The sequence below is a fragment of the Brevibacillus centrosporus genome (assembly GCF_003710815.1).
Lineage (GTDB): Bacteria > Bacillota > Bacilli > Brevibacillales > Brevibacillaceae > Brevibacillus > Brevibacillus centrosporus.
On the sequence record NZ_RHHP01000002.1, the window covers coordinates 115174 to 134950 of the forward strand.

The following is a 19777-nucleotide window of genomic DNA, read 5'->3' on the forward strand; positions in this document are numbered from 1 at the left end:
AACCTTTAGGGCTTGGTTGTGGATGAAGAAGTGGGCGATGCTGGGTGCAGAACACCCGGGTTTAATTCGTCATACGCCTCCAGCAAGCGACGAGAAATGGGACCTGTCGCATCCGAGCTGGAGGTTCCGTCCTTCAAACTGTTAGGTGCCACGACGACAAACACGATTTGCGGATTTTCGTAAGGAGCAAACCCTACGACCAGCGCGTTCTCTGCCCGACGCCCAGTCTGAGCGGTACCAGACTTGGCAGCGACGTTGTACGGCAAGCCGGTAAAGGCACGGGAAACGGTACCACCTGGCTGCGTAACCAAGTGCATCCCTTCTTTTACGACCTGAATGTACTTCGGATCGATGTTTACCCGATTCAAGACTTGCGGCTCAATCAAAGTCAGTGTCTGTCCCGGTTTTTTCGGATCTGTCGTCCCTCTGCGGATTTCCTTGACGAGATGCGGACGAATCCGGTAGCCACCGTTGGCAATCGTCGATATATACTGCGCGATCTGAATGGGGGTAAACAGATCGTACTGCCCGATCATCGCATCCGCCAGGTTACCGTAGTACAAGTTGGGGTTTTCCCAGCCTGTCTTTTCTCCCGGCAGGTCAATACCGGTTTTTACCCCGAGACCAAACTGAGCATTGTAGAAGTCGAGTACGGAAAACTGTTTCTCCCAGCCTTGTGTGCCTTTCTTCGCCAGACGAATCGCCATTTCGTACATGTACGTGTTATTGGATACTTGCAGCGCACGTCTCGCATTGACCGGACCGTGTCCCCCCGCTTTCCAGTTCCGCTTGTACGAAGTCCCTACCTCCAAGCCTCCGCGGTCATAAATGGTTTCATTCGGAGTGGTCAACCCTTCCTGCAGGGCAATCATGACAGACAACGGCTTATACGTGGAAGCCGGTGGGTAAGGCGTGTAAATGAAACGGTTGGATTCGTTCGGGAGAATCAACGAGGAGTATACCTTGTTAAATTCTTTCCGGTCGTAGTACAGATTCAGATTGTAGTCAGGGTAGCTCGCCATAGCCAGAATTTCCCCCGTATTCGGGTTCATGGCCATTACGTGAGCATCCTTAAATTCCTTTGGCGTGGTCGGCTTCTTTTTGTAGGCTTCGACTTCTTCCTTTAAAATAGCCTCTACCTTGCTCTGGAAGCGCCAATCCAAGGCAAGCACGAGATCATTACCCGGCTCAGGTGCCTGACGCATGGTCTTCTCTACCGTCTCCGAGTTTTTGTTGACGTGGACATCCATGATCCCGTCTTTTCCACGCAGGTATCGCTCGTAGTAGGCTTCAAGCCCGGTTACCCCTACACGGTCGATGGCATTATACCCTTGCGCCTCGTATTCCTTCAGGCTCTCCGGGCGAATGGCATTGATATACCCGAGGAAGTGCGTGCCAAAAGCTGTACCGTCGGGATCGGGCATGATTTGTCTTACCGGCTCCAGCTCTACGCTGATCCCCGGCAGCTCTGTCCGCCTCTCTTCGATCTGGAACATTTCCTGCTGTGTGATGTTGACCTTCACACGACGCGGGATGTAGCTCGCCATTTGAGGAGAGCGCATTTCCTGGAGCAGGGACAGCTTATGCCACTGGAACTGGCGCTGTTGATCCGTCAAAGGCAGAGGAACGTCCAATTCGAACAAGGAGGCGTAACGGAGCAAATCCATGTCAGACTTGTCCGAGAGCTGAGCAGGTGTCGGCAGCTGTCTGATTTGTGCCTTTACTTCCTTAATCAAATCATCGCGGTCTTCTTTATCCAGTGTAAGGGAGAACTGGACATTTGCATGGAAGGCCGTCTTTAGCAGCTCCAGGTCGGACAGTCCATCTAGAGCAGTAGCATTGCCGTTCTTCATACTCGTTTTTAATTTGTTGATGACGTTCTCTCTCTCTTTATCATCAAAAGGAGAGCGTACACGCAGCCCCACGTACAGAGCTGTCTTCACCAGGTTGTAATCGGACATCGAATCGACCTGCTCCTGCTTTGGAACCAGCTGGAGCTTCGGCGTGATCAGCGCCTTCAGCTCATTCGTTTTCTTCTCATCAAAAGCTACCGGCAATGTAGACCGCAGCTCAATGGTCTTTTTCAGCAGCTCTTTGTCCGTCCCCAATTTCCCACCATCGGGAATCAGGATTTTGGCTAGGCGATCTGCTACTTTTTCTTCATCAATATCCTGTCCTTGCTCTTCCACATACTGCACCGTATAAACTGGCTTGTTGGAGACGAGCACCGCTCCATTCTTGTCGAGAATCCTGCCCCGCGGAGCTGAAATTGGCAGCTCGCGAATGCTGAATTTCTCCAGCTCATGTCGGTACTGCTCTCCTTCTACCAGTTGCACGAAAGCGAGACGCAAAATGATAGCGGCAAAAAACAGGAACACGATCAGGAACAAAATGTTCAGCCGAATCGGTATATGCGATTTCGGTTCTTTCGTTTCCTCCACGAGTTCTCCCCTCCTTACAGATACGCCGTAATCATGGTTATTCTGCGTGCAAATCTCGCTTCTTCGCCTGAATCTTGTTGCACATTCTCATGATCGGGACATAAATCAGCAGTGTCACAACGAGGTTGAGTATGACACTGGGCAGAATTTGGCGGTTCAGCATCCATTGGACGTCATAGGGCGCAGCCGAAAACAGTCGGAACAAGCTGTAGAGCAGCCACTCATGACCAAACAGGATCAGGGCGCTTGTTACGAATACCATGCCAAATCCACGCTGGAACAGCAAAACGATCAAGCCTGCAAAATAGCTCGCTACCATCATGGACATCGTGTAAATGCCGATGACCTGACCGAAAAGCACATCCTGCAAAAACCCGAACGCGAGTCCGTAGTAGAGACCTTCCCGCCTGCCCATGAACATGGAGATGAGAATGCAGCATACTAGCGCAAAGCGGGGTACTGTCATCCACGACAGACCCCATGTAGCTGTTGCAATCACTTGAACGACAGTTCCTTCTAGAAGGAACAGGACCAGTACTGTTAGCGTCAAAATAAAGCGTTGCATTACTGCCCACCCCCAACCTGCGAGGTCGAGGTCCCTTGATTCGGTACATTCGTTATCTGGCCGGCATTTTGCTGAGGGATCAGCTCTCCGGTCGGGGAGATGGAAAAGTTTCTTTCCACGATCATGACTTCATTTAATTGTGAGAAGTCGGCACTCGGCTGAATGTACGCCGTTTGGGTCAGACCGTAATCGTCAGGTTCTACCCGAACAATGTAACCGATGGGCAGGTTACGCGGAACTACTCCGCCTAGACCCGAAGTGATGACTTGCTGCTTTGCTTCAATTTTCTGTCCCCAAGGAATCTTCCGCATGATGAGCAAACGCTCCTGTGGATCGTATTCCTCCACAACCCCGCTCACAGGGTGCACCGTCGTTTGACCGTTCACGACCTGTGTCGTTTGGACAACAGCCGAAATATGGTCGCGTCGTTCATAACTGGTCAAGAGTTCAACCGAAGATGAAAAGTTGGCTACACTCTGTACTCGCCCGATCAAGCCCTTGGACGTAATTACCGCCATGTCTTTTCGGATCCCCTGCTTCAGTCCCTTATCGATTGTTATGACGTTGTTCCAAGTATCCGGGTTACGGGCAACGACCTCTGCAAAACGGAGCTGGTAGGATTTGAGTGATTCCTTTGCCTGAAGCGCTTCTCTCAAACGCGTATTCTCCGCTTGCAAATCAAGCAATTCGGCAGACATACGGGCGTATTGATCCAGTCCAGCCTTCAGAGCCTTATTTTCCTCGTAGACATTGTAAGCATCGTCTACTTCCTGAAAAAAGCCAGAAACAGCCTGGGCAGGGCGATAAAAAAAGCCCTGCACCACGCTGAAGGTATCTTTAAAAAACATCTCGGGCCAGGTCAGCTTCACTCGTTCACGGGAAGTAAAACCCACGACAGAGATGAGCAGAACCAAGCCGACGAGCACAATAATCAGCCGCTTGTTCCCGAAAAACGACATGCCCTAACCTCCGTTTATTTACCCCGTTTTTGTCGGGAAGAGGTGATGCCGTGCTTTGACTTGAACAGGTGAATGTTCTCCAATGCACGTCCTGTTCCGATCGCAACGCAGTCCAGTGCATTTTCTGCCACGTGTACAGGCATGCCTGTTTCTTTGCTCAGCAAGCGATCCAGATTTCGCAGCAATGCCCCGCCACCAGTCAGTACGATGCCTCTATCCATGATGTCGGCAGCCAGCTCTGGCGGACTTTTCTCCAGAGTCACCTTCACTGCTTCCACGATAGCAGATACGGTTTCTGCCAAAGCATCTGCAATTTCCGAGCTGCTGACGGACAACGTCTTCGGCAGACCTGTCACCAGATCGCGACCGCGGATTTCTACATTTTCAGGCTCTTCCGGTGCGATCGCAGAACCGATTTCCAGCTTCAGCGTCTCAGCTGTGCGCTCCCCGATCATCAGATTGTATCTGCGTTTGATGTACTGAATAATCGCTTCGTCCATCTCATCGCCTGCTACGCGAATCGAACGGGAGGTAACGATCCCACCCAAGGAAATGATCGCGACTTCAGTCGTACCGCCACCAATATCGACAACCATGCTCCCTGTTGGCTCCCAAACAGGAAGATCAGCACCGATTGCCGCTGCGAATGGTTCTTCAATCGTGTGCGCTTCCTTCGCTCCCGCTTGCTTCGTCGCATCTTCCACCGCACGTTTTTCTACTGCAGTAATACCAGATGGCACACATACCATGACATTCGGACGGCGGCTGAACAGGCCTTGATTTTTTTGGGCCTGGTTAATAAAGTAGCGCATCATGGTTGCGGTCGTATCAAAATCCGCAATGACCCCATCCTTCATCGGGCGAACAGCCACGATATTGCCTGGAGTACGTCCGATCATGCTTTTCGCCGCATTCCCTACCGCTTCAATCGAATTGTTGTTGGTGCGGATCGCCACAACGGACGGTTCCCTTACCACAATTCCTTTGCCTTTTACAAACACCAGTGTATTGGCAGTGCCGAGGTCAATCCCCAAGTCACGTGTAAATCCACCAAACATAAAAAAACTCCTTCCGATATTTACAGTTGCAAGCAAATTGTCTTTTAGAAGTACCCCTGCTCTTTCAAGCTGACATACTTTCCATCCCCAATGATTACATGATCCAAGAGTGCAATTCCCACCAGCTCACCTGCATCTCGCAGTGTTTGCGTAATCGCAATATCTTCCCGGCTGGGTGTAGGATCGCCGCTTGGATGGTTATGTAGGCAAATCACCGATGCACTGCTGCGACGTATGGCTTCCTTGAAAACCTCTCTAGGGTGCACGATCGAAGCGTCCAAACTGCCTACAAAAATCGTCTGCTTGCCAATAACCCGGTTCTTGGTATTGAGGAAGAGACAAACAAAGTGTTCCTGTGTCAAATGAGCCAACTCAGGTATCATCAAATCAGCCACATCACGGGGCAATCGAATAGCTGCACGGCTCTGCCGCTGCACACCCGTGAGCCTTCTTCCCAGCTCAAATGCGGCGTGCATTTCGATCGCCTTGACCTGACCAATTCCCTTTTGTTCGATTAACTCAGCGTGAGAGGCCTGGGCCAATTCCCTCAAGTCGCCGAACCTGGCCAACAGATTCTGTGCCAGCTCATATGCCGTCTCTTTCTCTGTGCCTGTCCGCAATAAGATGGCCAGCAGTTCTGTATCAGACAGATGGTCCGCTCCCACGCGAAGCAGTCTTTCGCGTGGACGGTCATAGTAAGGGACGTTTTTGAGCACGTTTTTGTTACAGGTATTTGTTGGCATTTGAACCGACCTCCAGCCATTCGATAATTCGGAAACGGCTGGCTCGGAGACGAACATGTGATGGAATGCCGTTGCCGCTTGAAACCAGGCAATGTATTGCTTACAAAACAGTGATTCCAAAGCGGGAAAGCATCTTGGCTGTGAGACAGAGAGGAAGTCCGACCACGGTAAAATAATCACCCGTGATGCCTTCCACGATCGTCGCACCGATTCCTTGGATCGCATACGAGCCAGCTTTATCCATCGGCTCTCGCGTCGCAATGTAAGCTTTTATTTCGGATTCCGAGAGAGAACGAATCCGCACCTGTGTGTGACTGTGTGCAACCTCTGCTCGTCCTGTAGCTGCATCAAGCAGTGCCACTCCGCTGTATACAGTATGCTCGCGGCCTTGCAGCATGGACAGCATGTGAAACGCATCAGCCTCATCCACCGGCTTACCTAAAATCTGATCGTCGAGAACGACAATCGTATCCGACCCCAATACTACCCCTTCCTTGCAGGTAGAAGCGACCGTCTGCGCCTTTCGAACCGCCAATTCTTCCACTACTTCTTTTGGGGACATGCCAGGCGCAGTCGTCTCGTCCACGTCACTCGTCTGCACGGTAAAAGTGAGCCCCAAGGTGTGCAGCAATTCTCTGCGACGTGGCGAGGATGAGGCAAGAATAAGAGATGTTTGTGTTTTCATCGTTTTTCAACCTACTTCATTCGTCGATGTATCCAAAAAGCGAGGGCTAACCCTCCTACACTGGCTAGATTTAGTTTTACCTGAAAGTTCAGGTCGTACTTCAAAATTTCTAAATCCGCCGAGGGTGACCATCTTAATTCTTTGCTCTTCATGAGGAAAGGGATCCAGGGCTCCAAAATCTCCCCAATAATGCTGCCACACAATAGTCCACAAGCCAGAAGAAGCAATAGTATTAGTGTATCTTTCCCCATAACCTTCCCACTCCCTGTTTACTAGGGATTCTCTTTTTGCCATCAATAAGTGTAGCAAATGGGAGGGTACGAAACAATCCCCGAATACTCCTGGTAGTTACTGTAAATAAAGAAAAGACCTCCTGCAAGAAAACCTTTGCGGAAGTCTGTTCCATGGCTGATTATTCGGTTTTTTGCGCCTGTTTGACCCAGGCCGCATAATTCTCCAAATACTTCAACACGCCTGCCTGAACCTGCCAGGCATACGATTCAGCACTTTGCGCCTTCTTGCCTGCATTTGCCTCCGCCATTTTATCGCGTGCATCCATCGCCTGATTGATGCCATTCACCATTTCACTAAAGTATGGCGTAGTGCCTGCCTGCGCCGAAACGAGACGGCTTTCCTCCAGGAATTGGCGATGCTGCTCCTTCATCGCGGCTGCCTCTTCCGTGGAAAGAACGGGCTGGGCGTTGGTAATCACTTGCCCGGAGTGAGCGGAAAGCGTCTGTGCAAGCTTTATTCCGTTGGCAAAAAATACGTTCAAATCTGGAGCGGCGGAAGAATTGGCTGAGGCCACACCCACTGTCCCTTGATAGGTCGGAAAGGAAAATTCCTTTACATACACATCGACGCCCTTGCTCTTCAGGTTCGTCGCAAAACCGAGCACGGCATCTCTTGTCGGAGCGGCTGCCGCAAACATGTACTGATTGGCCGTGTCCTTGTAAAGCAGGTGCGGAACACCCAGCTTATCGAGCGGCTCGACGGCAGCTTGCGCCGAGGCATCTGGCGAAAATACCCCTGCTTGTGCGACAAACATCTTCAAATCCGGAAGCTGCACTTTGACATCAGTCGGTAACCCGGAGGCTGGTGCTGCAGGCGCATCTGTCATTGGCCGATCCATTCCTGGCAAAACGGGACCCGCGATAGGCAGCTGTCCCTCGGGAGACCCTGCTGCCGGATTTGCTGTCAGCGTTTGGACAGTGTCGCTCAGGACATTCCGATACGACTGGGACAGCTCCTTTTCCGAAAAGACGGTGAGGACGAGGAAGCCGAACAAGAGGCCGATCGCAATACCGCCACCCGTTGTCAGCACCGTCCGAAAAATGGGTCTCTTCGTCCAAGAAGAAAACAAACGTGTCGCCGGCCTTTTGCTCAGCACACTCTCCTCTTGATCGTCTTCAAAGCGAGCTTCTGTGGATTCTTTCAAAACGATTCCCGTCTCTCTGCTAGGCTCCCGCTCTGCCCGGCTTCGCAGCTGCATCATGCGTTCCCAGGCTTCGTTTCCCTTTTCAACGATCGGCTGAGCAGGAAAAGGGATCGTGCGTTTCCCCGTTCCTTTTTCTGTGTTCACCGTTTTCACCGTTTCAGCCAGCTTGGCACTCTCTCTTTTTTCATCCCAGAACTTTCCGTTCATTTTGACAGTGACATTGCTTCTTTTATCTCCGCTCACAACCATGCCCCCCCTGCAACAGGCTCTTTCTACTAGCTTACGTTGTCCAAGGACAGGTTATGACTACGAGATGCCAAGCCCATACACGAGCAGTCCAACAGTTAGAAACGGAGCAAAAGGAATGGGGGTACGGCTGTCGATTCGTTTTAGCAGCAGCAAGAGCAGGGATACCAGAAACGCCATCGCACACGCCCATGTCATGGTGAAGACAAACCCTCTTATACCTAGCGAAAATCCTAGAAGTCCTAGCAGTTTTACGTCCCCCATCCCGATGAGTGCCGGTCGATGCCAGGCAATCAGGCCAAGTGCGAGCAGGATTCCTCCTGTGAGGAAAAGATGCTCCATCCACTGCTCCCATCCCCAAAGAAAGGCCCCGGAAAGACCCGTGAAAATGCCGCTTACCAAAAGTACCATGTTCGGTATCCGTCTTTGTCGCATATCTGTCCAGGAAAGGTAGAAACAAATCACCACAAGTAGCAGCCAATGTATGTACACGGTCTCCCTCATTTCCGATAAGATCCTCCCCGCATCGTACGAAGAGATTCATGTTTGGCGAAGCTGCATGTCCATTTTCCGCTTGCTCATTGGCACAAAAAAAGTCGCCCTGCGAGGTTGATTGACCCGCGGACGACTTCAAGGTATTCAGGAGCGATTGGAAGGATTCCAGGTTATGAGCATGCCGGCGTGGACGAGGCCACCCCCAAATCCGTACAGCAAGAGGGTGTCTCCCTCTTTTACCGATCCTTCCCGAATGCCTTTGTCCAAAGCGAGGGGAATCGTCGCTGCCGAGGTATTGCCGTAATACTCCAGGCTATAAAGCGTCTTCTCGATGGGAAATTCACTCTTTTCACAAACGGATTCAATCATGCGCAGGTTGGCACTATGCGGGATGAACCAATCTACTTCCTCCAGCGTCGCGTCTGCTCGGTGAACGACCTCCTTCATCCCACGGGGAATGGTTGTCGCCACCCATTTGTACACTTCTCTGCCGTTTTGGACGATGCACCCTTCGCCAGTAAGCTCACGATCAGCCATCGTTTTGGCAAGCCCCGATCGATATACGTGTATACCCCCGTCCCCTTTTGTCCCCAAGTAAACAGAACGAAAGCTTGGATTGGCTTCGTCATACTCCACCAGTACCGCACCAGCACCGTCTCCGAATAAGATGCAGGTCGTCCGGTCCGTATAGTCTGTCACCTTCGAAAGCGTCTCCGCACCGACAACCAGCACTTTTCGATGCATCCCGGAGCTGACTAATGCGTTTGCTGTATGCAGTGCGTACGTAAAGCCCGCACAGGTGGCACTCAGATCCATGGCTCCGGTTTGCTCGATGCCAAAGTGTGCCTGTAATTGACTGGCGACGCTCGGAAACGGATAGTCAGGGGTCGAGGTCGCCACGAGAATCATATCGACATCTTCGACTGACTTGTCGTATTGCTTGATCATATTTTCTACAGCAGCTATGGCAAGATGGCTGGTGAATTGCTTTTCGCTGGCGATTCGGCGTTCATGAATCCCGGTTCTTTGCAAAATCCATTCATCGGATGTATCCACCATTTTTTCCAGATCAGCATTCGTCAGTCTGCGGTCCGGAACATAAGTGCCGATTGCCGTAATTCTAGCTTGGGAGCGAAGCGTCATGATTCATCACCTCTCCTTTTTATAACCTCATTATAACATCAACTATTAGTATCTGGTACTAAAATATATTTTGTCTTAAGAAATAAGAAAAAGGCTTGAACCGAATGGGTCCAAACCTTTTTCTACACGAGCGTCTTCTTTATTTACCAAGCTTTTCTGCAAGCCAGAAAGCTGACTTCCAAATGTCGCCCGCCCCCATGGTCAGCACCAGGTCGCCAGGCTTCAGATCGTGAAACAGCTGTTCCTGCAGCTGTTCTTTCGTCGGGATGTACTGCGCCCGTTCATGACTGTTCACCCGAATTTTTTGCACCAGTACCTCAGAGGATACACCTTCGATCTTGGCTTCCCCTGCAGGTGAGTAAATATCCGTGATGATGACCTCATCTGCGTCCGCGAACGCACGACTGAACTCATCCATCAGGAAAAAGGTTCTCGTATAGCGCTGCGGCTGAAATACCGCGATCACACGTCGCCCAGATGCCTTGGCACCTTTCAGTGTCGCTATGATTTCCGTCGGATGGTGCGCATAATCGTCTACCACGAGAATGTCACGCGCCTCTCCGATGATTTGGAAACGACGCTTCGCACCCCGAAACGAAGTCAGGGCGTTTGCAATTTGTTCAAACGACAAGCCCGTATCGAGGCAGACGATGATTGCAGCCAGCGCGTTCGCAATATTGTGCTTGCCCGGAACAGTCAGGATCAGCTCTCCCAACAGCTGCTCGCGATGATACACTTCGCAGCGGCTGCGCCGATCTCCACACTCGATGGAAACTGCCCGATAATCTGCCGTGTCCACGAACGGCTTTTCAATGGCATACGTGACAACTGTTTCGGTCACAGACGGCAGCACTTCCCTTACATGCTGGTCGTCGATACACAGGACCGCTTTTCCTCCTGGTTTTAGGTGACTCAGAAATTTCACGTACGCTTGTTTCAGGTTATTAAAGTCACCATCGAAATGCTCCAGGTGATCGGGTTCGATACTGGTAACGATCTCATATACAGGGCGATACTCGAGGAAGGAACCATCGCTCTCGTCCGCTTCCGCAATAACATAGTCACTGCTGCCTGCTTTTGCATTCGTTCCAGCGTTCATCAGCTCTCCGCCGATGATAAAGGTCGGATCGACTCCACACTCCTCTAAAACATGGGAGATCATGGAAGTCGTCGTCGTTTTCCCATGAGCTCCTGCAACCGCAACACCGGTACGTTCGTTCAAAATTTGGGCAAGCATTTGCGAACGATGCAGGACGGGAATACCTTTTGCTTCTGCCGCAACAACCTCAGGGTTATCTTTTGAAATACTGGTGGAGTATACAATGATGTCTGCTCCCTCCACATGGCTTGCAGAATGGCCTATATGTACGGCCGCCCCTCTTGCTTCCAGCTTCTTCGCCAAATCGTTCATGGCGACATCGGAACCGGTTACCTTGTATCCAAGGTCAATCAAGACGCGGGCAATAGCACTCATACCATATCCGCCTATACCCACAAAGTGGACGTGCTCTGCCTGATCCACCCTATTCACCTGCCTCTTCTACTGTAGTGGGAAAGAATGCGCGCACTTGGGCGATGAAGTAGAGCGATCCGCAGACGACTAACCAGTCATCCGCCTTCGCTGATTGCTTCTCACGCATCCAAGAAAGGAGAAATGCTCGCCAGTCAGGGACTGCCTCCAGTTTTTCCGCTTCCCATCCTCCTGTGTGGAAGGCATCGTGCAGCATTTCGCTCTCTGCAGCACGAGGGAAGTCGAAAGTCGTTACATAGAGGGACTCTATCCGCGACTGTAGCGGCAAAAGCGTCTCAGCCATTTGGGAAAGCGGCTTATCCGCCAAGCCGGAAAACAGCAGATGCAAACGGGCACCCTCTGGCAACAGCCTCTCCAGACTGCCTGCGAGCGCCTCCATTCCTTCCTGGTTGTGTGCCCCATCCAAGATCACCAAAGGTCTCGGGGAGACGATTTCTAGACGACCAGGCCAACGCGTTTGTTGCAAACCGCGAAATATTTCTTCGTCCTCCAGCAGGAATGAGAAGTAGTTCCGTAAGATATCAATCGTCATTAAAGCGATCGATGCGTTGTCCGTCTGATGGATGCCATTCATGGTCAAACGATAGGTTTCCTCGTTGCGGCGGAGCCTGCTTCTGTAACGGAACTGCTGTTCACCCAGCTTCTCCTCGACTTGCTCACCGGCAAAATGGTTCCCGATCTCGTAGACCGTGCTTCTCGTCTGCTTGGCTTTTTCATGGAAAACTGCGAGCACTTCAGCTCGACGCTCTCCCGTGACTACAGGCACACCTGGTTTGATGATACCGGCTTTTTCCCCTGCGATATCGACCAGATTGTCGCCTAACACACTTGTATGATCCAGCCCGATGTTCGTGATGACGGAAACCAGTGGAATCACCACATTTGTGGAATCCAATCGACCACCAAGCCCTGTTTCCCATACAACTACTGCGGGAAGCTTTACTCTCGCGAAATAGAGAATAGCGATGAGCGTGATCACTTCGAACTCGGTTGGAGAACCGAATTCCGTCTCTTTTTCGCAGCGCTCTACCAGCACACGGACTTCGTTTGCCAGCTGCAGCAGATCCTCTTCCTCAATCATGCTGCCATTGTAACGAATTCGCTCGCGAAAATCGATTAAATACGGAGAGGTAAACGTTCCTACGCTATACCCTGCCTCCATGAGCATTTGGGTCAGGAATGCGCAGGTCGATCCCTTTCCATTCGTACCTGCAACGTGAATAAAAGGAACTCTGCGCTCCGGATTGCCCAGCTCACCGAGCACCCACTGCATCCTCTCCAGCCCCGGCCGTTGGCCGAAGCGGAGAAGTCCATGCAGCCAGTCAAGGGCTTGCTTGTATTCCACAAATCGTTCTTCTGCATGCATACTACCATGCTCCATTCTCAAAAATATGCGCTGGATCAGCGGATCATTCGCTCTTCAATTCAGCCAGTCGAGCAACGACCTTATCCCGCTTTTCCATGTAATCCGCCATTTTCGCTCTTTCTTCTGCTACCACTTTTTCCGGTGCTTTTGCCATGAAGCCGGCGTTGTTCAATTTCTTTTCAATCCGGTCCACTTCATTGTGCAGTGTTGCCAGTTCTTTTTCCAAACGCTTGAGCTCTTGATCCAAATCAATCAAGCCTGCCAAAGGCAAGAACAGCTCTGCTCCCGTAATCACAGCGGACATCGCTTTTTCTGGAGTCGTCAGCTGCTCACTGATTTCAAGGCGCTCCGGATTGCAGAAACGACTGAGGTAGTCTTCCCCACGCTTGAGACGCTCACTTGCGAGGGCGTCGCTTGGCTTGATCAGCAGCTCGATTTTTTTGGACATTGGCACATTCACTTCCGCACGGATGTTGCGGACACTGCGAATGACTTCCATCAAAAGACCCATTTCCGCTTCTGCATCAGCAAAGATCCACTGCTCGTTGACCGTTGGCCATGCAGCGACAGTAATGCTCTCCCCTTGGTGTGGAAGTGCTTGCCAAATTTCTTCCGTGATGAACGGCATGAATGGATGCAGCAAGCGCAGCGTCTGGTCGAGTACCGTTACAAGTACGGATTGCGTCGTTTTCTTTGCAGCCTCATCGGTACCGTAGAGCGGCAGCTTCGCCATTTCGATATACCAGTCGCAAAGATCGTCCCAAATGAAGTTGTAGAGAACACGGCCAACTTCACCGAACTCATATGCATCTGTCAAGCGGGTCGCATCGGCAATCGTAGCTTGCAGTCGAGACAGAATCCATTTATCCGGTGTAGAGAGCTCGCCGCTAAGGTCGATATCTTCATAGCGGAAGCCTTCCAGATTCATCAGAGCGAAACGAGAAGCATTCCAGATCTTGTTGGCGAAGTTGCGGTTCGCCTCCACCTTTTCCCAGTAGAAGCGTTGGTCGTTGCCTGGAGAGTTCCCTGTTGCCAAGGTGTAGCGCAGCGCATCTGCCCCGTATTTCTCAATCACTTCCATCGGATCGACACCATTTCCAAGCGACTTGGACATTTTGCGTCCTTCCGAGTCACGGATGATTCCGTGGATCAGTACGGTTTCAAACGGATTTTGTCCGGTGAACTCCAAGCCGTTGAAAATCATACGGGCAACCCAGAAGAAGATGATGTCGTAGCCTGTTACCAGAACGTTTGTCGGATAGAAATACTTCATGTCCTCGCTATCTTCTGGCCAGCCTAGTGTGGAGAACGGCCACAGACCGGAAGAGAACCAGGTATCGAGAACATCGTTGTCCTGCTCCAGATTGTGGCTGTGGCAGCTTGGGCACTCCGTCACGTCTTCACGGGAAACGATCGTCTCGCCGCAATCGCCGCAGTACCAAGCCGGAATGCGGTGACCCCACCAGAGCTGACGGGAGATGCACCAGTCGCGGATGTTTTCGATCCAGCGCAGGTAGTTGTTTTTAAAGCGCTCCGGAACGAATTTGACGCTCTCCTCGCTCGCTGCATTCGCCAGTGCCGCATCAGCGAGTGGCTGCATGCTCACGAACCATTGCGTGGACAGATACGGCTCTACTACAGCATCGCTGCGTTCGCTGTGCCCTACCTGGTGGATATGCTCTTCGACTTTGAACATTACGCCTTGCTCGGTCAGATCCTTGATAATCTGCTTGCGGCAGGCAAAACGATCCATGCCTTTGTAAATGCTCGCCTGCTCATTCATCGTGCCCGATTCATCCATGACCACGATTTGCGGCAGGTTGTGGCGCAATCCCAATTCAAAGTCATTCGGGTCATGCGCTGGAGTAATTTTGACTGCACCTGAACCAAACTCAGGGTCTACATAGTCATCTGCCACGATCGGAATTTCACGTCCTACGATTGGCAAAATAACGGTTTTTCCGACCAGGTGCTTGTAGCGTTCGTCCTCTGGATGAACCGCAACAGCTGTATCCCCCAGCATCGTTTCCGGACGGGTAGTCGCAACCTCGATATAGCCCGTGCCATCTGTGAGCGGGTAGCGCATGTGGTGCAGAGCGCCTTTTACTTCCTTGTAGATTACTTCAATATCGGAAATGGCAGTGCGCGCCGCTGGGTCCCAGTTAATGATGCGGTTGCCGCGGTAAATCAGGCCTTTTTCATACAGGCGAACAAAAACTTCGCGAACGGCACGGGACAATCCCTCGTCCATCGTGAAGCGCTCGCGGGAGTAATCCAGCCCCAAGCCAAGCTTTTCCCACTGCTCACGAATGTGCGTAGCGTAAATATGCTTCCATTCCCAAACCTTTTCTACGAACTTTTCACGGCCGAGGTCGTGACGGGAAACGCCTTCCTCGCGCAGGGTAGCTTCTACACGGGCTTGTGTCGCTATTCCCGCGTGGTCCATCCCTGGCAGGAACAGGGCGCTATACCCTTGCATCCGCTTGGTACGAATGATGATGTCCTGCAGTGTCGTATCCAGCGCATGCCCCAAATGCAGCTTACCTGTTACGTTCGGAGGGGGAATCACGATCGTAAACGGTTTTTTGTTTGGGTCGCGCTCGGCCTTGAAAAATTGTTTGTCTATCCAGTATGGATACCACTTGGCTTCAGCTGCTTTTGGATCGTAATTCTTGGGCAGCAGCTGATCGATGTCTTGTGTCGGTTGAGATGACATACGTGACTCCTCCTAAAAAAAGCATGTATTGAAGCACTCTCGAAGAAGGTGGTTCTTCGTTAGAGGAAGCTTTTTATGCGTTCCGGAAAGTCAATTTCAACTTTCCTACACGTAAAAAAAATAAAAAAACCCTTCATCCAAAGGACGAAAGGATATTTTCGCGGTACCACCTTTGTTAACACGCACGATAGGTAAACACCATGCGTATTCCCTCAAACACGATAACGGCTGCGAACCGTTTCCGGCTGAACGAACATGCGTCTCACCGGAACAACTCCTGGGCGACCTTCAGTCATCATATTCCTTAGAGAATCTCGCAGCTGGTGATTCTCCTCTCTGCCAAGGCATCATGACCTACTCTTCCCATTCAACGTTGATTACATATGGAATTATCATTGACAGTTCATTGCTATTATATACAATCACTCGCATACGCGTCAAACCCAGTTTCAGCAGCCTTTGCCACGGAGATACCCAATGCCTCTGTGAAGCCAAGCACACTCAAAATATCTAGTATTTCCTCCCGCACATTCACAATCTCTACCTTTTTGCCCAATGCCAGCAATTCTTTCGTCGTAAAAAACAGACTGCCTATTCCCGAAGAATCAACAAAAGAGACGCCCTGGAAATCTACAGTAACGGATTCATTGCGCGTCCCGTACTGCTGGAGCAATTCGCCTACTCGGTCCCCCACCGCCATGTCCAGTTCACCGTCAAAAAACAGCGTGGCTTGTCCATTTGTTTCTGTTGCTCGATAGTCCATGCACAAACTCCTCTCCTTGATGATAGGTCCCTTCAGGTTCACCCTCTATCCTTGTACCCCCTTTTTTTGTCTAGCAAACATTTGTTTATTCCTCTCTCATTCTTCCACGGGGGATACGCATTCCAGAATGAGCTTGGTCCCTGCAAACGAGCTGCCGAGGTACACCCTGTCACAATACTGCAGCATCACCGAAAAGCCAGCCCCGAGTGATTCACGCGTGGAATACCCCTGCTGCAATGTAGCGCGCGGCAATTCCTCCAGCAAAATGCCCTGGCCTTGATCGTGAATCACCACCCTGCACATGTGCTGCTCGAAAGATGTGTAGACCGTGATCATGCCGCCATCGCCATGCTTCAGCGTATTCGACGCGGCTTCACTGACGGCAACCATGAACTGCAAGATCCGCTTGTCCGACAACCCAAGCGGTTCCAGTGAACGCTTGCAGGCCCTGCGCAGATCTGCCAGATGCTCGGGTGCGCGTAAGTCCATGGCAAACGATTTCCGGCCGTTTCGCAACAGAAAAAACAGCTCTTCATCACTTAGCAAGAGCAGCTTGTTTTGCGTAACCACCCCGAGAATGTCCCGGTAAATTTCCCACTCGCGCCTCTGCCGGCGACGCTCTTCTGTGATCGCCTCAGTCACGTCGATCAAGGCGATTCCACAAGTTTGATCAGGCAGTAGCGAGGCATACATCTCGTAGAGCTTCCTGCCATCCTCAGATACGAGCTGCTCCCGTATCGATACGCCTGTACTCACATCATTCTGGATCAATCGAAACATTTCCTGCTCGATTTCCCTCTCTGCCCGCGTTGTCCCCAGCGGTCGAAGCTTGCCTTCATCGAACAGATAGAGAAAAATGGTCCCGATTTGGCGCAAGATGGACAGCTTTTGCAGCTCTTGCTTAATCAGGCGTTCTCTTTCCCCATCCCGCTTTTTCACATCGTTCAAAAGCGCTGACGGGTCCAGCTCTCCACTCATGTGCCAATTGTGAAATTCTTCGAGCAGCAGCCGCCCTAATACCTCATCCCGGCGCAAAACCTTTTCGATATCAATCACGTAGTAAGGCACGCCCTCAATACCGTGCAGCCCGTTCCCAATAATCCGAAAATCTCCGGCCAGCTCTATCTCCAAACGTCCATGCAATGGTTTATCCCGACTGATTATGCCAATCGCCGTTCGGCTGACTGCAATCAACTGCGCATTACAAACTTTCGCTGTTGACAGGTTCGTAACTCTTACCGTCCGAGCCGGTATCACCTTTTGAGCCGATCCCCCCATACCGAGTTGATCAAGGCAATTGTGGCAACCGGGATTGTCGGGACATCCCTCACACAAAATCACAGGTTATCCTCCTTTCATGACCAGTAGTGAGGTCAAGATACATCCGCGTCCGCGAAGAGCTGTTCCCCGGCAGACTGGAATTGAATAATCAACACAGACATATCATCTGTCTGCTGTCCTTCTCTCGTCTTTTCCCAAATATATGTCTCCACATGATCCATCGTAGCTTCTTTTTCTTTTCCATACCTGTCCAATATTTGGGTCAGGTCATGCTGCCACGTATGCAAGCAGCGGTATAATTCTTTTCTCCCTGATTCTACGAGCCCATCCGTATACATGAGCAGCAAGCCCGCTTCTTTTAATGGTACTTTTTCCAGCTTGTAAGTGCTATCAGGCGAAAGCCCTAGGCCTATTCCCCCTGCCAAGGGTAGCACAGTTCTCTGTGTTGCGGTCAAATAGAGCGGCTGCGGGTGTCCGGCGCGGCTGAGGAGCAGAGCATGCTCCTGTGCATCATACAAGCACACCAGCATCGTAATATACGTTCTCGTCTTTGACAAATCCTCAAAGAGCAGCTGATTCAACCGCTCTAGCACTTCATCAGGCGAGATGCTTTTTTGCAGCACGGCGCGAACCGCAGTACGAATCCCTGCGGCAAGCAGACTGGCTGGCAAGCCATGTCCGGAAACGTCCGCGACAATAAAGCAAGTATACCGCTCATCCACGCGTATGTAATCAATATAATCTCCACCAACATAAGTAAACGGAGCATATACCGACCGTGCCCGCAGGCTTTTTAACGTCAGCTGCTCTTTTGGAACAAGCATGGATTGGATTCGCTTGGCAAGCTCCATCTCGGACTCCATGAAACGCAGCTCAAGCTCCTGATGCTGGTGCCGACAGCGCAAAGCCAGGTCGCGAACATTCACTAATAGTAATTGAAAAAAGGACTGCTCCAGCTCTTTTTTCAGACAATCATCTTCTTTTACAAAAGCTTCAAGGGTGACAAAGCGGGGAGTCAAGCCTGAATCCAGCGTTTCGTGGACCACGATCTGCTCCTGGAACTGATGAATCCCTGCCCACTCCCTTCTCTTCCCTCTCTCCGCCTGAAAGTAGACGCGACGATCGGAGGACTCCAGCGAGAGCCGTAAATAGACGAGATTATCCAGCTTGGAATACCACGTCTCAACAAGTTCTTCGATTACCTGCTGCATCGTTTCATACGTAACCTTTTTCAACCTCTGTTGATTGCTTGCCACCAGCAAATGCTCGTAGTTTTGCTTCAGCCCCAGTACCTGCGTCAGCTGCTGGTTCGATTGCTGGGTCAATGCGAGCTGTTCAATCAGCTGATGCTCCAAACGGGTGGCGGACATCAACGTCTGGTTGACCAGCAGCTGGTGGTCGCGAATCGTCAGATACACACGAATGCTGCCAAACAAGATGGCGACCCACAGCCCGAACTGGCCGTCTTCAGGAATCGCCGGAACTCCAAGCAGCAAGGCTCCTGATAGGATCAGCAAGACTTGGACCATAAATGCATCCCGCTTGACAAAGTTTAGCTTTTGAAACAGGTAGCGATACTCAGGCTGCTCCATTCGAGCCCGTGATATTCCAGGAGCACGGTAATGGGCCAGTATGAGAAAGGCGATGCTGATAACACCTGCGGCAATGCGGGCGACAGAAGGAACAAACGGGATTATCATCGTATAGACGATAAACACGCTCGTAGCCAAGATCAATGTCCGATGCTGTTTTCGCTCCTTCATCGCTTGTCCAGATGCTTGTCCTTTCTGTGCAAACGTGGTGATGGCGGGGATCAACAGAAAGACGCCCCCCAGGATATGCATCATAACCGGCAAGTGGCCGCTTGAGGTGTAAGCGAGTTCATGGACAACGACAATAGCTGTAAACGTTACGATCAAGGTGACGCTATCCCAAACCGTCTTCCAGGATTCATACGCTAAAGTCGCATGCTGAAGGGCATGCAGGGACAACAGAAAGAACGTATACGTAAAAAAACAGGCAGGCATGCAAATCTTTTGCACCCAGGCAACCGAAGATTGCGCCAGCAGATTGCCAAGCCCCCATGTGAGCAAACCGATTCCCTGTAAGAACGAAACATGATACCACCGTCTCACCGAGTAACGACCATATATGCGTGTCATTATCCAAATCCCTACGAGCATTTCCAGCCCGTACAGAAAGGCTTCCAAAATCATGTCAATCACCTTCGTTTACGTCCTATTGGTACCTGCCCATTTACGTTCCCGTTTGATTCCCTTTTGAAACCTCCTTCTGCCAGCCCTCGCTTCCCGATCGGCCTGCTTCTCATCTTTTTGACTATCTAGCA

General features: G+C 51.2%; 16 protein-coding genes and 1 other annotated feature. All 16 genes read right to left on the reverse strand.

Annotation, left to right across the window (positions count from 1 at the left end; genetic code table 11):
* Nucleotides 1–5 precede the first annotated feature (5 nt).
* The 16 genes from EDM55_RS03830 to EDM55_RS30725 all read right to left on the reverse strand — a co-directional run bounded on the left by EDM55_RS03830 (nucleotide 6) and on the right by EDM55_RS30725 (nucleotide 19646).
* Entirely contained in the window at nucleotides 6–2441 is a 2436-nt protein-coding gene (locus EDM55_RS03830) for a peptidoglycan D,D-transpeptidase FtsI family protein (RefSeq protein ID WP_122959653.1), read from the reverse strand.
* 37 nt (nucleotides 2442–2478) lie between these two features.
* Nucleotides 2479–3006 (reverse strand): rod shape-determining protein MreD, encoded by a 528-nt coding sequence (gene mreD, locus EDM55_RS03835; RefSeq protein WP_092269577.1) that lies wholly within the window; start codon nucleotides 3004–3006, stop codon nucleotides 2479–2481.
* Nucleotides 3006–3965 carry a rod shape-determining protein MreC gene (mreC, locus tag EDM55_RS03840; RefSeq protein ID WP_092269580.1) on the reverse strand — a complete coding sequence of 320 codons (960 nt, stop codon included), beginning with the start codon at nucleotides 3963–3965 and terminating at the stop codon, nucleotides 3006–3008. The genes mreD and mreC overlap by 1 nt, the downstream gene beginning before the upstream one ends.
* Nucleotides 3966–3979: 14 nt before the next feature.
* Nucleotides 3980–5023, reverse strand: coding sequence for a rod shape-determining protein (locus EDM55_RS03845; RefSeq protein WP_092269584.1), 1044 nt, complete (start codon nucleotides 5021–5023; stop codon nucleotides 3980–3982).
* 44 nt (nucleotides 5024–5067) lie between these two features.
* Nucleotides 5068–5766, reverse strand: a complete 699-nt coding sequence (radC, locus tag EDM55_RS03850) for a RadC family protein (protein WP_122959654.1) — start codon at nucleotides 5764–5766, stop codon at nucleotides 5068–5070.
* Nucleotides 5767–5866: 100 nt separating this feature from the next.
* Nucleotides 5867–6451: a Maf family protein gene (locus EDM55_RS03855; RefSeq protein WP_092269591.1), complete on the reverse strand. Its 585-nt coding sequence runs from the start codon at nucleotides 6449–6451 to the stop codon at nucleotides 5867–5869.
* Nucleotides 6452–6462: 11 nt separating this feature from the next.
* Nucleotides 6463–6702 carry a DUF4321 domain-containing protein gene (locus EDM55_RS31250; protein ID WP_092269595.1) on the reverse strand — a complete coding sequence of 80 codons (240 nt, stop codon included), beginning with the start codon at nucleotides 6700–6702 and terminating at the stop codon, nucleotides 6463–6465.
* A 161-nt stretch (nucleotides 6703–6863) separates the two neighbouring features.
* Entirely contained in the window at nucleotides 6864–8138 is a 1275-nt protein-coding gene (locus EDM55_RS03865; protein ID WP_246070951.1) for a hypothetical protein, read from the reverse strand.
* A 57-nt stretch (nucleotides 8139–8195) separates the two neighbouring features.
* A complete protein-coding gene (locus tag EDM55_RS03870; RefSeq protein ID WP_122959656.1) occupies nucleotides 8196–8639 on the reverse strand; it encodes a prepilin peptidase in 444 nt (147 codons plus the stop codon).
* Nucleotides 8640–8774: 135 nt separating this feature from the next.
* Nucleotides 8775–9773, reverse strand: coding sequence for a ketoacyl-ACP synthase III (locus EDM55_RS03875; protein ID WP_174769295.1), 999 nt, complete (start codon nucleotides 9771–9773; stop codon nucleotides 8775–8777).
* Nucleotides 9774–9912: 139 nt separating this feature from the next.
* The gene (gene murC / locus EDM55_RS03880; RefSeq protein WP_122959658.1) at nucleotides 9913–11295 is read right to left on the reverse strand and encodes a UDP-N-acetylmuramate--L-alanine ligase; all 1383 of its coding nucleotides are present in this window, start codon (nucleotides 11293–11295) and stop codon (nucleotides 9913–9915) included.
* 1 nt (nucleotide 11296) lies between these two features.
* On the reverse strand, nucleotides 11297–12670 hold the full coding sequence (locus EDM55_RS03885) for a bifunctional folylpolyglutamate synthase/dihydrofolate synthase (protein ID WP_092269613.1): 1374 nt from the start codon (nucleotides 12668–12670) through the stop codon (nucleotides 11297–11299).
* Nucleotides 12671–12713: 43 nt separating this feature from the next.
* A complete protein-coding gene (locus EDM55_RS03890) occupies nucleotides 12714–15386 on the reverse strand; it encodes a valine--tRNA ligase (RefSeq protein ID WP_092269618.1) in 2673 nt (890 codons plus the stop codon).
* A gap of 137 nt (nucleotides 15387–15523) precedes the next feature.
* Nucleotides 15524–15766 (reverse strand) — a binding site (T-box leader).
* Between the two features lie 32 nt (nucleotides 15767–15798).
* Nucleotides 15799–16149, reverse strand: a complete 351-nt coding sequence (locus tag EDM55_RS03895) for an STAS domain-containing protein (RefSeq protein ID WP_092269621.1) — start codon at nucleotides 16147–16149, stop codon at nucleotides 15799–15801.
* A 96-nt stretch (nucleotides 16150–16245) separates the two neighbouring features.
* Nucleotides 16246–17490 (reverse strand): ATP-binding protein, encoded by a 1245-nt coding sequence (locus EDM55_RS03900; protein ID WP_122959659.1) that lies wholly within the window; start codon nucleotides 17488–17490, stop codon nucleotides 16246–16248.
* Nucleotides 17491–17522: 32 nt separating this feature from the next.
* Nucleotides 17523–19646: a PP2C family protein-serine/threonine phosphatase gene (locus EDM55_RS30725; RefSeq protein ID WP_246070953.1), complete on the reverse strand. Its 2124-nt coding sequence runs from the start codon at nucleotides 19644–19646 to the stop codon at nucleotides 17523–17525.
* Nucleotides 19647–19777: the final 131 nt, after the last annotated feature.

Excerpts from the sequence above, each read along its gene's own strand:
- EDM55_RS03895 (WP_092269621.1), bottom strand. The coding sequence starts at position 16,149 with ATGGACTATCGAGCAACAGAAACAAATGGACAAGCCACGCTGTTTTTT.
- EDM55_RS03890 (WP_092269618.1), bottom strand. The coding sequence starts at position 15,386 with ATGTCATCTCAACCGACACAAGACATCGATCAGCTGCTGCCCAAGAAT.
- EDM55_RS03845 (WP_092269584.1), bottom strand. The coding sequence starts at position 5,023 with ATGTTTGGTGGATTTACACGTGACTTGGGGATTGACCTCGGCACTGCC.
- EDM55_RS30725 (WP_246070953.1), bottom strand. The coding sequence starts at position 19,646 with ATGATTTTGGAAGCCTTTCTGTACGGGCTGGAAATGCTCGTAGGGATT.
- EDM55_RS03875 (WP_174769295.1), bottom strand. The coding sequence starts at position 9,773 with ATGACGCTTCGCTCCCAAGCTAGAATTACGGCAATCGGCACTTATGTT.
- EDM55_RS31250 (WP_092269595.1), bottom strand. The coding sequence starts at position 6,702 with ATGGGGAAAGATACACTAATACTATTGCTTCTTCTGGCTTGTGGACTA.
- mreC (WP_092269580.1), bottom strand. The coding sequence starts at position 3,965 with ATGTCGTTTTTCGGGAACAAGCGGCTGATTATTGTGCTCGTCGGCTTG.
- EDM55_RS03885 (WP_092269613.1), bottom strand. The coding sequence starts at position 12,670 with ATGCATGCAGAAGAACGATTTGTGGAATACAAGCAAGCCCTTGACTGG.
- radC (WP_122959654.1), bottom strand. The coding sequence starts at position 5,766 with ATGCCAACAAATACCTGTAACAAAAACGTGCTCAAAAACGTCCCTTAC.
- EDM55_RS03865 (WP_246070951.1), bottom strand. The coding sequence starts at position 8,138 with ATGGTTGTGAGCGGAGATAAAAGAAGCAATGTCACTGTCAAAATGAAC.
- EDM55_RS03855 (WP_092269591.1), bottom strand. The coding sequence starts at position 6,451 with ATGAAAACACAAACATCTCTTATTCTTGCCTCATCCTCGCCACGTCGC.
- EDM55_RS03870 (WP_122959656.1), bottom strand. The coding sequence starts at position 8,639 with ATGAGGGAGACCGTGTACATACATTGGCTGCTACTTGTGGTGATTTGT.
- mreD (WP_092269577.1), bottom strand. The coding sequence starts at position 3,006 with ATGCAACGCTTTATTTTGACGCTAACAGTACTGGTCCTGTTCCTTCTA.